The organism is Chryseobacterium lineare (assembly GCF_977014045.1).
The window spans coordinates 3,134,866-3,147,738 of sequence record NZ_CDRNIQ010000001.1 but is presented as its reverse complement, the minus strand read 5'-3'; the positions used below and the strand labels follow the sequence as shown (position 1 = coordinate 3,147,738).

13 protein-coding genes are annotated in these 12,873 nt (G+C 36.1%); 10 read left to right on the top strand and 3 right to left on the bottom strand.

What is annotated here, in order from left to right; all coding sequences use genetic code 11:
* Nucleotides 1–2,112, top strand: coding sequence for a hypothetical protein (locus tag ACWNCI_RS14025; protein ID WP_449388771.1), 2,112 nt, complete (start codon nt 1–3; stop codon nt 2,110–2,112).
* Between the two features lie 88 nt (nt 2,113–2,200).
* On the opposite strand, the gene rnpA is transcribed toward ACWNCI_RS14025, so the two are convergent.
* From rnpA to ACWNCI_RS14010, 3 genes are all read right to left on the bottom strand, one after another.
* Entirely contained in the window at nt 2,201–2,575 is a 375-nt protein-coding gene (gene rnpA, locus ACWNCI_RS14020; RefSeq protein WP_449388770.1) for a ribonuclease P protein component, read from the bottom strand.
* A 113-nt stretch (nt 2,576–2,688) separates the two neighbouring features.
* The gene (locus ACWNCI_RS14015) at nt 2,689–3,414 is read right to left on the bottom strand and encodes a tRNA threonylcarbamoyladenosine dehydratase (RefSeq protein WP_449388769.1); all 726 of its coding nucleotides are present in this window, start codon (nt 3,412–3,414) and stop codon (nt 2,689–2,691) included.
* Nucleotides 3,407–4,033 (bottom strand): TatD family hydrolase, encoded by a 627-nt coding sequence (locus tag ACWNCI_RS14010; protein ID WP_449388768.1) that lies wholly within the window; start codon nt 4,031–4,033, stop codon nt 3,407–3,409. Before ACWNCI_RS14010 ends, ACWNCI_RS14015 begins: the two co-directional genes overlap by 8 nt.
* Before the next feature lie 97 nt (nt 4,034–4,130).
* Between ACWNCI_RS14010 and ACWNCI_RS14005 the strand changes: the two genes are divergently transcribed.
* The 9 genes from ACWNCI_RS14005 to ACWNCI_RS13965 all read left to right on the top strand — a co-directional run bounded on the left by ACWNCI_RS14005 (nt 4,131) and on the right by ACWNCI_RS13965 (nt 12,818).
* On the top strand, nt 4,131–4,760 hold the full coding sequence (locus ACWNCI_RS14005; RefSeq protein ID WP_346983746.1) for a TetR/AcrR family transcriptional regulator: 630 nt from the start codon (nt 4,131–4,133) through the stop codon (nt 4,758–4,760).
* A gap of 103 nt (nt 4,761–4,863) precedes the next feature.
* A complete protein-coding gene (locus ACWNCI_RS14000; RefSeq protein WP_449388767.1) occupies nt 4,864–5,859 on the top strand; it encodes an outer membrane protein assembly factor BamD in 996 nt (331 codons plus the stop codon).
* A 41-nt stretch (nt 5,860–5,900) separates the two neighbouring features.
* Nucleotides 5,901–6,224, top strand: coding sequence for a DNA-directed RNA polymerase subunit omega (locus tag ACWNCI_RS13995; protein WP_034681463.1), 324 nt, complete (start codon nt 5,901–5,903; stop codon nt 6,222–6,224).
* A gap of 121 nt (nt 6,225–6,345) precedes the next feature.
* Nucleotides 6,346–7,548, top strand: a complete 1,203-nt coding sequence (gene coaBC, locus ACWNCI_RS13990; protein ID WP_449388766.1) for a bifunctional phosphopantothenoylcysteine decarboxylase/phosphopantothenate--cysteine ligase CoaBC — start codon at nt 6,346–6,348, stop codon at nt 7,546–7,548.
* 37 nt (nt 7,549–7,585) lie between these two features.
* Complete coding sequence (gene porD, locus ACWNCI_RS13985; RefSeq protein WP_449388765.1) at nt 7,586–8,494, top strand: type IX secretion system protein PorD; 909 nt, start codon at nt 7,586–7,588, stop codon at nt 8,492–8,494.
* Nucleotides 8,495–8,558: 64 nt separating this feature from the next.
* Nucleotides 8,559–10,208 (top strand): DNA repair protein RecN, encoded by a 1,650-nt coding sequence (locus ACWNCI_RS13980; protein ID WP_449388764.1) that lies wholly within the window; start codon nt 8,559–8,561, stop codon nt 10,206–10,208.
* Nucleotides 10,209–10,350: 142 nt separating this feature from the next.
* Nucleotides 10,351–10,503: a hypothetical protein gene (locus ACWNCI_RS13975; protein WP_449388763.1), complete on the top strand. Its 153-nt coding sequence runs from the start codon at nt 10,351–10,353 to the stop codon at nt 10,501–10,503.
* 103 nt (nt 10,504–10,606) lie between these two features.
* The gene (locus ACWNCI_RS13970; RefSeq protein ID WP_449388762.1) at nt 10,607–12,073 is read left to right on the top strand and encodes a DUF5687 family protein; all 1,467 of its coding nucleotides are present in this window, start codon (nt 10,607–10,609) and stop codon (nt 12,071–12,073) included.
* A gap of 1 nt (nt 12,074) precedes the next feature.
* Nucleotides 12,075–12,818 carry an ABC transporter ATP-binding protein gene (locus tag ACWNCI_RS13965; protein WP_346983751.1) on the top strand — a complete coding sequence of 248 codons (744 nt, stop codon included), beginning with the start codon at nt 12,075–12,077 and terminating at the stop codon, nt 12,816–12,818.
* Nucleotides 12,819–12,873 lie beyond the last annotated feature (55 nt).

Sequence of the window (12,873 nt, the reverse complement as noted above, 5' to 3'; positions counted from 1 at the left end):
ATGAATCATAGAGTTTTAGAATTATTAAAGACCCCGAAAAACATACAGTCAGAAGATCTCCATCTTCTGGAAGAGGAAATTAATTCTTTTCCCTATGTTCAAAATATCAGAGCGTTATATTTGTATGGAGTGCATCTTTATGATAAGGATAATTATCAGAGAGTGCTTTCCACCACGGCTGCTTACACTACAGATAAGAAAATTCTTTATCAGTTGATTAACGGAAAAATTCAGCAGAAACCAAAAGTTGAAGAGCCGGCTGAAACGGTAAAGGAAAAGAAAATTCCTGCTGGAAATCCGTTTCAGCTTTTACTGAAATCCAAGGCTTCGGCTTTTCCTTTGAAAAGAGAGGATGATTCTGGTATTGAAGAGGTTATTGAAGAGCAGACAGATAATATCCAAAAAAGTGAAGAAAGTTTTGGAGTGCCACCTGTTCCAAAGCCTGAATTTAAAGAAGTTTTTGTTAAAGGAGAGCGCAACAGAATTTTATTTGAAGGAGAAGAAAATTTCCTGGAAGATGAAAGCGTGGAAACTATTGATCTTGAAGCTACCTTAGAATCCGGTTCTATCATTACGCAGAAAACTGAGAAAAGTGAACTGCCGCAATCTGATGAAATTGCCACAGACCTTCGGGAAGAAAGAAGGACCGAGATTTCGGAAGCAGAAAGCTTTGCCCCTGAAACAATTATAGAGGAAGAAAAAATACCTTCCGAAACTGAAAAAAAGGATATTCTTGATGAATCTAACCTGAGTTTCCATGAAACGGAACCTTTTCTTTCTGATGTTCAGGTTCCAGCAAATCAATCTGAGGAAAACCTTGAAAAGAATACAGAAACTTTTACGGAACAAAAGGATTTAGATTTAAATGTGGAAGAAACGGCAGATTTTACTCCCGAAACCATTATCAATGAAGATGAAATCTCATCGTTGAAAGAAGAAGAATCTGTTCGCGATAATGCTGAATTAAGTTTTCACGGCATGGAATCTTTCCTGCCCGAGGTAAAAATAAAGGCTAATAATACGGAAGAGAAAATACCGGAAATTCCTCAGCCAAACTTCAGTAAACATGAAGATGAAATGCGCCGTCTCATTGAAGAAGTTGAGAGAAAGATGAAAGAGAAAGCTGCTTCCGAAAAAACTCAAAAGCAGGAAGAGCCGGAAAATATTGGTCACGACATTAGTTTTGCAGAAACTCAAAGCTTTGATGTGAAACCGGTAGAATTAAATGCGAAGGATGAAACCAAAGAGATAAAGTCTGAAATTGAACAGCCTGAAATAAAGCCCAAAGATGAAGCGCCAGAAAATATTCAGGAGCCCGAACCCGAAGTAAATTCTGCATGGAAGCCTATGTCATTTGAAACGAACCTTCCTGATGCTTTACTCAGTAAACCTGAAGAAATCACTCAGCCTGAACCGGAAATATCTTTAAAAGAAACTTCCCAAGAACAGGTACAAAATGAAGTTCAAAACGAGATTCATCCTGAAATAGAAAATCCTTCTGAACCATTGCAGGATAAGAATTCTGAAGATGTAGAAACATCAGAAAAAACACAGGAAGAAAACAATGTTTTTGAAAAAACGGATGCAACTAAAGAAGAAGCACCTGTTATGAATGTTTCTTTCTTTGGTTCCGGCTGGTCGATTCCTCAGCCTGAGAAAAAAGACGAACAAAAAGAAAGCGAGCAGATCATCAATGCAGAGGAACAATCTACCAAAGCTCCTGTAGCAAATACTGCTGAAAATAAAACATCCGGTCCTATTGACAGTAACGTTCCTGGATTCATCAACACATGGCAGAGCTGGCTGAAAATTGACCGCCAAGAGGAGCCTGAAAAGGAAAAAATAGAAGTAAAGAATAAGGTTATTGAAAGTTTTATTGAAAACAATCCTAAGATCAGTCAGCTCAAAGAAGAAAGTAATTTCATTGTCAGGGAAAAAGGAGACGATATTTCTCATTTGATGACAGAGACTCTGGCTAATTTGTATTTCGAGCAAAAGCTTTATACAAAGGCAATCAAAGCGTTTGAAATTTTAATTAAAAAAACACCTGCGAAAAAAGAGTATTTTGAAGAAAGAATTCAGGAAATTAAAGATTTCAGAACAAAAGGATAAATTCCTTTTTTAACGATTATAAAAAAATAACAGGCAGAATTTTTCTGCCTGTTATTTTTTATTATATGCAACGATTTCTTTTTGTATTTCAGCTTTTTTTCTGAGCTTGGCAAAGCTTGATGAACTGCTCTTCAATATCCTGAAATTTTTGCGGTATTTCAGGCGATACCCAGAAAAGCATTGCCAGTGTCTGATCTCCAAAAGCCTCTCTAAAAAGATCTTTATGAAGACGATAACATTCACGCAAAAGTCTTTTTACTCTATTTCTGTGAACCGCTTTTTTAAAATATTTTTTAGAAACTGAAACCGCAAATTTTGTGGCTTCAACAGGAGTTGTTGGCTTATTTTTAAGGATAATAATTCTCAAATTCCCATTCGTCCTCCATTTACCTTTTTCAAAAAGTAAAGAGATCTCGGAATTTTTCTTAAGCTTTTCGGCTTTGGGATATTTGAAGTTTGTCATTTACGGACTGTAAATATAATGCAATTTTTCATGTTTCTAATTGTGATAAGCTGCAATAAGATTAATGGCTGATCTGTAGCAGCAACGGCAGAATGCGTTTAAATAGCATAAATTTAATCTTTCTTAATTAAATAATTGATAACCTCTGAAGCAGCATATAACCCGAAAATGGCAGGCATATAGCTTATGGTGCCGTAAAAAGATCTCTTGTATTGAGTGCCGTCGGTCATTCTTAAACTATCTTCATCCTGAATATCATTGGCAAAAACACAGCGTACTCCTTTATCGATTTTTTCTTTTTTAAGCCTTTTCCTTACCTGCCTTGCGAGATGGCAGTGTTCGGTTTTGCTGATGTCTCTTACCATCACTTTGCTTGGGTCGGTTTTTCCGCCTGCTCCCATTGAGCTTACAATTTTTATTCTTCTTCTTTTAGCGGCAATAATCAGGCATAGCTTCGGCGTAACACTGTCGATACAATCCAAAACATAATCGAATTTTGCAGAATCCAGCACTTCGTCCATTCTTTCAGGATTCAGAAATTCATTGATTTTTATTAAATTAAGATCAGGATTAATATCCAGAAGCCTCTCCGCAACAACTTCCACCTTGTGCTTTCCTACGGTCGAATGTAGGGCTGGTAATTGCCTGTTGACATTGGTGATATCTACTGTGTCGCCATCTACGATCGTCATACTCCCGACTCCGGCTCTGGCAAGAAATTCTGCTGCAAAAGAACCGACACCTCCTAATCCTACAACCAGAACAGTCGCTTTATTCAACTTTTTCAAACCTTCTTCCTTAATAAGAAGTTCTGTTCTTTCCAACCACTTTTTATCCATTTTTTATTGTCTCTAAATTTTCTGTAATTTGTTTATTTAAATTTTCCAGTGAAATGCCTTTTAGCTCAGAAACTTTTACGTACAACTCTTCGATATTGAAATTCTCGTTGTCGGTTTCCAGAAATATTTTATCTAAAGGAATCATTTTCAAAGTATTTTGCAAAGATAAATTATACAAAACTGCTTTTCCAAAACTCAGGTAAAAATTATTTTTCAACAAGTCTTCTGCAACACTTCCTTTTTTGTTAAAACCATGAATAATCATCGGCTGTTCCGCATATTTCTTAAACGAAATTACTTCATAAAATTTTCTCACACAATGGATGATGATTGGCTTTTTAATTTCATTGGTCAATTTAATCTGTTTTAAAAAAACTTCTTCCTGAATTTTCATATCCGTATCAACAAAAGAGTCAAGGCCGCATTCTCCGATGGCAAAGCAGTTTTCAGTAATGTTTGAAAGAAGCCAGTTGAATTGACTATCAATGTTTTCAGTATCAATATCTTTAGGATGGATTCCTATAGAATAAGGAAAATTTGTTGGTGTGCTTTTCCAGTTGAGGTTGTAGATTCCGCAAGAGTTATTTTTCTTATGATGATGAAAATCAAAAAAATTCATATTCAAAAATACTATAAATTTAGATTTAATATAAAATTCTTAAACGAACGTTTATAAATATGTTAAAAATTTCTTAACTTTACTCAAAGTGCAATTCATGAGGAAAAAATTTACAGAAAAACAAATACACATTTTAGACATTGCCGAAGAGCTGATCGCCAAAAAAGGATATGAAGGCACATCGGTGCGAGATATCTGCTCCAAAGCGAATATCAATGTTGCAATGATTTCTTATTACTTCGGTTCCAAAGAAAAAATGATGTCGTATCTCTATCAGTACAGAGTATTGAAAACAAGAGAAAATTTTTCTGAATTTGCGGATACCATTAAAGATGGAAAACCGGAAATGCAGATGAAAGAAATTATTAAATATATTGTTGCTCAATTATTTAAATACAATTATTTTCACGGATTTGTAACACAGGAGCTTCGTCATACAGAAAATCTGAAAGATGAACTTATGGATTTTTATCAGCTTTTTGTTAAAAAACTTGACGAAGTTATCAAAAAAGGGGTGGCATCAGGAGTATTTACCTTTACGCCAAAACCTGAAGATATTCTGACGTCTATTATTGGTTCTACTTTATTTGTTATCCGTAACAGAAATTTTTACGAGCTTTATGTACCCAACAAAGATGAAGAAACCTACGCTAAAGAAGCAGAAAAAAAAGTGAAAATGAATCTTTTAATGAGTGTTTTTGCCATTTTAGGATACGCAGCAGACTAAATTTACGTTAAATAATCATAAAAAAAAATCTATTGACAAAAAAGTTATATTTTTGCAAATTAGTAAATCGGATGTAAAATCCGAAAACTGTTGAATTTTTTATATGAAAAAATATATTTTAGGACTTTTTGCTGTAGCTGTAGTAGCATCATGCGTAAGCAAACAGGAAAGAGCAATGAAAAGCGCGGATAAAGACCTCATCCTAAAAACCGCCAATGAAAATTTTGCTAAAAAGAAATGGAAAAATGCATTGGCACTTTATGACAGGCTTACAAATCTGGTAGCAGGAACCGATGATGTAACCAATGTAGGGTTCAATACGGCCTATGCCAACTATTATGATAAGAATTTCAGACTGGCAGGAAATCAGTTTAAAAATTTTGCTGTAAATTTTCCTAAGGATCCCAGAGCGGAGGAAGCGGCTTATATGTCGGCTCTGTGTTATTACGAAGGATCGATGGATTATAATCTGGATCAGTCTACCACACAGTCTGCCATCAACGAACTTCAGGAATTTCTGAACAACTATCCGAATTCTGAAAGATCTAAAAATATCAATACACTTATTGAGGAACTTTCTTACAAGCTTGAATTCAAAGCTTATGAGAATGCAAGACAATACTATAAAATGGGAGAGTATAAAGCTGCAAACGTGGCTTTTGAAAACGTACTGGAAGATTTTCCAAGTACAAAACTTCGTCCTGAGATATACGATTACATTGTAAAATCACGCTACGAGCTGGCAAACAAATCCGTGTATGATCTTAAAGATGAGCGTATTGAAAGCGCGCTTGCGTTTACAAGACAGATAGAAAAAGAAATGCCGAATACAGATGTTGCCAAAACTGCAATGGACATCAAAGAGAAGCTTGAAAAAGAGAAAAAAGATTTTGCCGTTGTTAAAAAGCAGACTGAAGCAAGAATCGCTACCTTAACTGAAAGACAGAAAAAGCTGGAAGCTCAGAATGCAGAAAAAACAAAAACAGAGCAGCAGATGAAAGATCAGGTAGATGCAGAGAAAAAAGCAACCCAAATCCGTAGAGATAGTGCAACGATTAATACACCTCCGCCGGCAGCGACTTTCAAAATTCAAAGATAATTCGTAAATTTGCGAACTAAATTAAAATTAATATTCTCAAAATGAGTGTAAAAGATACAAAAGCAGAAGTAAATACCATTACTTACGATAAGGATAAGATTGAAGACAAAGTAGGCTCAATCTACGAAGCGATTGTTATCATGGGAAAAAGAGCAGAGCAGATCAACGCTGAAATCCGTACGGAACTTCACAATAAGCTTGATGAATTCGCTGTGCACAATTCTACATTGGAAGAAGTTTTCGAAAACAGAGAGCAGATCGAAATTTCAAAACATTACGAAAAACTTCCGAAACCGACTTCCATTGCGATCGAAGAATGGCTGAACGAAGATGTTTACTTCAGAAAAACTGAAGAAAGAAAATAAGAATCAATGTGTTTTTTATATATAAAGGTCATAAAGGAAATCTTTTCTTTATGACCTTTGTTGTTTGAACAGGTTTGTAAGAAAAAATAAGTAATTTAGTATTCTTAAAAATTAAAATTGAATGAGTCTTTCCGGCAAAAAAATTCTCATCGCAATTTCCGGAGGAATTGCAGCTTACAAAATTCACTTTCTCATCAGAGATTTTATTAAAAAAGGTGCAAAAATACAGGCAATCATGACGCCGGATGCAGAAAATTTTGTGACCAAACTAAGTATTTCAACATTGTCTAAAAGACCTGTGTATTCAGATTTTTATAGTGACAACGGAACATGGAATAGTCATGTGGAACTGGCTTTATGGGCAGATGTAATGATTGTTGCGCCTTGTACGGCAGGTACCTTATCGAAAATGGTTCACGGGATGTGTGATAATCTGGTTATTGCAACTTACATGTCTGCAAAATGTCCTGTTTTTATTGCGCCTGCGATGGATCTGGATATGTATGCACACCCTTCTACAAAAAAGAATCTGGAATTGGCTGAAAGTTTTGGTCATATTATTATTCCTGCAGAAAATGGCGAGCTGGCAAGCGGATTGATCGGGCAGGGCAGAATGTCTGAACCTGAAACCATAACCAAAACAATTGAAGACTTTTTTAATTCTAATACTAAAAAAACGCTGGAAGGAAAAACGGTTTTAATTACAGCCGGACCAACGTACGAGGCCATTGATCCTGTAAGATTTATCGGAAATCATTCTTCCGGGAAAATGGGGTTTTCTTTAGCGGAAGAAGCTGCAAAAAGAGGGGCGAAAGTTATTTTAATTTCCGGGCCGAGTTCTGAAAAAACAGATCATAAAAATATTGAACTTCATAAAGTAATTTCAGCAAAAGAGATGCTGGAAAAGGTTTTTGAATTCTATGATAAAGCTGACATCGGAATTGCAAGTGCTGCTGTTGCAGACTATGCACCCAAGGAAATTGCTAAAGAAAAGATTAAAAAGAATGATGATCATTTAACAATTGAACTGGTTAAAAATCCTGACATTCTTAAAACCATGGGTGAAAAGAAAACCCATCAGTTTTTGGTAGGTTTCGCACTCGAAACTCAAAATGAAGAGGAAAATGCCAAAGCTAAATTACAAAAGAAAAATCTGGATATGATTGTTTTAAACTCACTTCGTGACGAAGGCGCGGGTTTTAAAAATGATACCAATAAAATAAAAATATTTACCCCAACAGAAAAGAAAGAATTTGATTTGAAATCTAAAGAGCATGTCGCCAAAGATATTTTGGATTTCGTTGAAACTCAACTTTTAAAATAAATTTAATAAATTTCCGTTCTCAATCTTTACTAGAAAAATGAAAAAAATTATAAGCATATTTTTACTTCTGTTTTTGTGTAATCTCAGTTTTTCTCAGGAGTTGCTGGCTACCGTTCAGGTGAATTCGCAGCAGTTGGGAGGGAGTAACCAGTCGGCATACAAAGCATTGGAGAAAAGCCTTCGGGATTTTATCAATAATACGAGCTGGACGGGAAAGAGACTTCAGAACTTTGAAAAAATAAAGTCCAATTTTGCGATCGTTATCAGCGAAAGAGACGGAAATCGTTTCAAAGGAACTATTGTTGTCCAGGCTGTGCGCCCGGTTTTTAACACGACCTACGAATCTCCCCTTATCAACCTTCAGGATCAGCGATTTTCTTTTGATTACGTAGAAAATGAGAACCTGATTTTCAATGAAAGACAGTTTTCAGGTAAGAATCTTATTGATGTTGTCAGTTTCTATGTATATATAATTTTAGGAGTTGATGCCGACAGTTTTCAGTCAATGGCAGGAACGCAATGGTTCCAGAAAGCTCAGCAGATTGCCCAGAACGGAGAATCGCAGAATACGTATGACGGCTGGAAGCAGATAAATGAACCCAGAAGCCGCTCTATTTTAATCAAAGAAATTTTGAGCCCGAACTGGAGCCAGTTGCGTTCTACCAGTTATTCTTATCACAGAGCAGGGCTGGATAATCTTTTTAACCAGGATCAGACTGCCGCAAAGAAAGTGATTTTTGATGCCCTCATGCAGCTTAAACAATATGAAAATAGCTTTCAGCAGGCTTATTATTTCAATCTTTTTATGGATACGAAAGCTGATGAAATATTCAATCTTTTCAATTCGGGGAATAATGGAGGAATTGTTCTGGCAGATCTGAAAAATGAAATGATCATCCTTTCTCCAAAAAATATAGAATCCAGATGGAACAAATGGAAACAGTAATCTTCGCTTGAATTCTGAAATCTAAAGTTCTATATTTGCAATAGCTAAATAATCGCTATTATCAATGCTTTCGAGAATCTATATTAAAAATTTTGCCCTGATCGATACTCTTGAAGTATCTCTTCACAATGGTTTACAGGTGATCACTGGAGAAACCGGTGCCGGAAAATCTATTATTCTCGGGGCTTTACGCTTGATTCTTGGCGAAAGGGCAGATGTGAAATCCATCTCAAAGGCGGAAGAAAAAAGTATTGTTGAAACAGAATTTTCTCTCAATAATCAATTTAAAAAATTCTTTATCGAGAACGATCTTGATTATGAACATCAGACCATTATCAGAAGAGAAATTCTTCCCTCAGGAAAATCACGGGCGTTTATTAATGATGTTCCTGTCACGTTGGATATTCTAAAAGAATTGTCTTCCCAATTAATCGATATTCATTCGCAGTTTGAAACATCCAATCTTTTTACCGCAGAATATCAGTTTAAAATTATTGACGGACTTTCTGATAATAAACAGATCATCAACGATTATCAACATGAATTTTCTGATTTCCAAAGTTTAAAGATTCAGCTTAAAAAGCTTCAGGCACAACTTTCGGAAGCTAATAAAGAAAGCGATTATAAAGCATTTCTTCTTAATGAGCTTGAAGAGCTTCACTTGGATGATATAGATTATGAAGAACTTCAGGACCAGCTTTCCATTCAGGAAAATGCTGAAATGATTTCCGATAATCTTGCGCAGGTACTGTCAAGGTTTCACCAGGAAGAAGTCGGGATCTTATCTTTCTTTAATGAGGCTAAAAATAAATTATCAAAAATTGCAGAAGTATCCGGCAGCTTTGCTGAGCTTGACGAAAGACTGGAAACCTCTTTTGTGGAATTAAAAGATATTATTTCCGAGCTTGAAGATGAGGCTGAGAAAATTGAAATTAATCCTGAAAATTTGGTATTGCTGGCGGAATTAAATAACAGAATCAATTCCCTTTTCCTGAAACATAATATTTCTGATATTTCTGAATTAAAACAAATCAGAGATCATCTGGCGAACGAGCAGCAGGGTGCTTCCGATCTGGAAACCCAGATTGCCGATATCACGAAGAATATTTCCGGGAAAGAAAAAACGTTGCAGAACCTTGCCGAAAAACTTTCAAAAAACAGAAAGAAAAACGTTCCTGTATTTATTAAAAAAGCAGAAGAATTACTAAAAAAGCTTGGTCTTGAAAAAGCCAGGGTTGATATTGAATTGCAAAACTCCCCAGAATTCAATCAATTCGGAAAGGAAAATATTCAATTATTATTTCAGGCAAATTCCGGATTTCCTTTAAAGCCTATCCAGACCGCTATTTCAGGAGGTGAAAGATCCAGAGTAATGCTGGCCGTAAAGAAGATTATTGCCGAAAGTGACGAACTTCCAACATTGATTTTAGATGAAATCGACACCGGAGTTTCCGGGAAAGTTGCCGAAGAAATAGGAAACCTTATGCGCGAAATGTCAACAGATATGCAATTGATCGTCATTTCTCATCTGGCACAGGTAGCCGCAAAAGGAAATAACAACTATAAAGTCCTGAAGCAGGATATTTCCGGTAGAACCCAATCTACCATCGTTCCTCTGAATGACGAAGAAAAGCTCAATGAAATAGCCCAATTGCTTTCAGGAAGTAAAATTACGGAAGCGGCACTGGCCCAGGCAAAAGAGCTGATAGGATAATTTTGTAATAAAAATATAATGAGGACTTTTGATATTTCAGAGGTCCTTTTTTATGCGTTAAATCATTCATATTCAAGTTATTTGTCATTCTGTAGGAATTTTATATAATTAAATTAAAAATCTCCGGAGAGTACAAACAAATATGTTTGAAACCTCCGGAGATGTTCTTTGGTTTCCTGCAACTTGTGGGAAACTTCCGGAGATCTCCGTTGGTTACCTGCAAATTGTTTTAAACAAACGGATACCGCTTGAAGACGTAAGCAAGCTGTTTGCAATCTCCGGAGAAGCTGGGTGATTCAAAACAGAATTGTTTTTGATTATTGTAAAAATACATATTGATTAAAGTTAAACGTTGTAACAATTGTATCTTTACATGAACTAATGTAAAAAAGATAACTATGTTTTTAAAATTTCTCAGGTTAGAAATCAAGAGTTTTTTTCGTGGCAGTTCTTTAGGCATCAATCTGGCGATGAAAATTCTTCGTTTTATCGGGATTCTCTACTTTATGGTATGTCTGGTAGGCGGTGCATTCGGCGCTTTTTTCTATATTCAGGAGGAGATCCATCAGGATCCGCTGAAGATCATATCCCGGTTTATGATTGCTGCCTGGGCGGTTGATCTTATTTTAAAATATATATGGCAGGAAATGCCTACTCAGAATATCAAGCCCTTCCTGACATTGAATATTTCTAAGAAAACATTGGTCAACTACATGTTTGCAAAGACCTTCTTATCGGCTTTCAGCTGGCTGAATTCATTGTTTTTTGTTACCTTTTCTATAATTGCCGTTTTTAACGGATATAGTGTAGTCGGTGTTCTGGGGTGGTTTGTGGGAATCTCTTTATTATTTTACCTGAATAATTTCATCAATATTCTTTTTAACGATAAAGAAACCATTGCTATTGCGGTAGGCTGTGTCATTGCAGCGATCGCCGGCCTTACTTACTATAACGTTATTCCAACGCTGGAATATTCTGAAAAGGGCTTTTATAGTTTCTATGACAGTCCTTATTTTGCGGTTATTCCCGCCGTTCTGTTCATTGCTTTATGGAAAGTTTGTTTTAATCATATCCGGAATGTATTTTATCTTGATGAAGGACTTGAGGCAAAGAAAACTGTCGGAAAAACCGAGAATATTGCTTTCCTTAATAAATATGGCGCTATCGGAACATTTATTAACAATGATATTAAAATGCTGAAGAGAAATAAAGTCACAAAAGGAATTGTCTGGGGAAGCCTGCTGTTTCTTTTCTATGGAATGCTGATGTTTACTTCGCCTATTTATAAAACACCGGCTATGATGATGTTTATGGGGCTATTTGTAACCGGAGGTTTTCAGTTTCTGTTCGGGCAAAGAGTGCCTGCATTCGACAGTTCTTATTATCCGCTGATGATGACCCTGAATGTACCTTATAAAGAGTATTTAAAGGCAAAGTGGTGGTTGATGAATATTGTTACCGGGATTTCAATGATACTGGCAATTTGCTATGCTTACTTCGGGTGGGAAATGTATCTCACGTTTTTTGCGGCGGGAATCTATAATATCGGGGTGAATTCACAGTTTACCCTTTGGTCGGGAGCTTTCAATAAAATGCAGATCGACCTCAATGCTAAAGAAAAAAGATTCGGGCAAAAGAACAGCTTCAATATGAAGTCGTTGCTTCTGCTTATTCCCAAAATGTTTTTGCCGATGGTCGTATTCGGAATCGTGCAACATTTCTACGGAATTGAAGCAGGCGTTGTAAGTGTGGCGATCATGGGACTGATCGGATTTCTGATACGGGAGAAAATATTCGATATTATCGTTAAACATTATAAGGTAGAAAAATACAGTACACTGGAAGCATTCAAAAACAAAGACTAATATGATTACAATACAGAATTTATCAAAAACATACGGAAAAGCAACCGTTTTAAATATAGAACATCTTGAAATTCCTAATGGTGAAACCTTCGGGCTTGTAGGGAACAACGGTGCCGGAAAAACAACATTATTCAGTCTGATGCTGGATCTCATTCAGGCAACGACAGGATTTGTAAGCATTGACGGAATTAAAGTAAACGAATCCGAAGCCTGGAAAAACAAAGTTTCCGCATTTGTAGATGATTCTTTCCTTATCGGCTATCTGACACCCGAAGAATATTTCTACTTTATCGGCGAACTGAGAGGGCAGAATAAGGCTTCCGTGGATGATTTCCTTAAGCAGTTTCATGATCTTTTCAACGGAGAAATATTAAATTCGGGAAAATATGTACGTGACCTCTCGAAAGGAAATCAGAAAAAAGTAGGAATCGTAGGGGCCATTTTAGGTAGTCCCGAGATTATTATTTTGGATGAACCTTTTGCCAACCTGGATCCGTCGACTCAGATTAAACTTAAAAATCTTATTAAAGAATTATCAAAACAAGATGGTGTGACCTTCCTGATCTCCAGCCACGATCTTTCGCATACAACCGAAGTCTGCAACCGAATTGTTGTAGTGAATAAGGGTCAGCTTGTGAAAGATATTCAGACCAATCCTGAAACCCTGAAAGAGCTGGAACAGTATTTTGCAGATCAGATTTCGAAGCCTGTGGAAACGTTTACTGTAAGTGATAGTTTAAGTTAAACGCTTTTATTATAGAGATAAAAAATATCCTTTCAACTATGCGGCTGAAAGGATA

Coding starts and splice junctions, on each gene's coding strand:
- ACWNCI_RS14025 (WP_449388771.1), top strand. CDS start 1: ATGAATCATAGAGTTTTAGAATTATTAAAGACCCCGAAAAACATACAG.
- rnpA (WP_449388770.1), bottom strand. CDS start 2,575: ATGACAAACTTCAAATATCCCAAAGCCGAAAAGCTTAAGAAAAATTCC.
- ACWNCI_RS14015 (WP_449388769.1), bottom strand. CDS start 3,414: ATGGATAAAAAGTGGTTGGAAAGAACAGAACTTCTTATTAAGGAAGAA.
- ACWNCI_RS14010 (WP_449388768.1), bottom strand. CDS start 4,033: ATGAATTTTTTTGATTTTCATCATCATAAGAAAAATAACTCTTGCGGA.
- ACWNCI_RS14005 (WP_346983746.1), top strand. CDS start 4,131: ATGAGGAAAAAATTTACAGAAAAACAAATACACATTTTAGACATTGCC.
- ACWNCI_RS14000 (WP_449388767.1), top strand. CDS start 4,864: ATGAAAAAATATATTTTAGGACTTTTTGCTGTAGCTGTAGTAGCATCA.
- ACWNCI_RS13995 (WP_034681463.1), top strand. CDS start 5,901: ATGAGTGTAAAAGATACAAAAGCAGAAGTAAATACCATTACTTACGAT.
- coaBC (WP_449388766.1), top strand. CDS start 6,346: ATGAGTCTTTCCGGCAAAAAAATTCTCATCGCAATTTCCGGAGGAATT.
- porD (WP_449388765.1), top strand. CDS start 7,586: ATGAAAAAAATTATAAGCATATTTTTACTTCTGTTTTTGTGTAATCTC.
- ACWNCI_RS13980 (WP_449388764.1), top strand. CDS start 8,559: ATGCTTTCGAGAATCTATATTAAAAATTTTGCCCTGATCGATACTCTT.
- ACWNCI_RS13975 (WP_449388763.1), top strand. CDS start 10,351: ATGTTTGAAACCTCCGGAGATGTTCTTTGGTTTCCTGCAACTTGTGGG.
- ACWNCI_RS13970 (WP_449388762.1), top strand. CDS start 10,607: ATGTTTTTAAAATTTCTCAGGTTAGAAATCAAGAGTTTTTTTCGTGGC.
- ACWNCI_RS13965 (WP_346983751.1), top strand. CDS start 12,075: ATGATTACAATACAGAATTTATCAAAAACATACGGAAAAGCAACCGTT.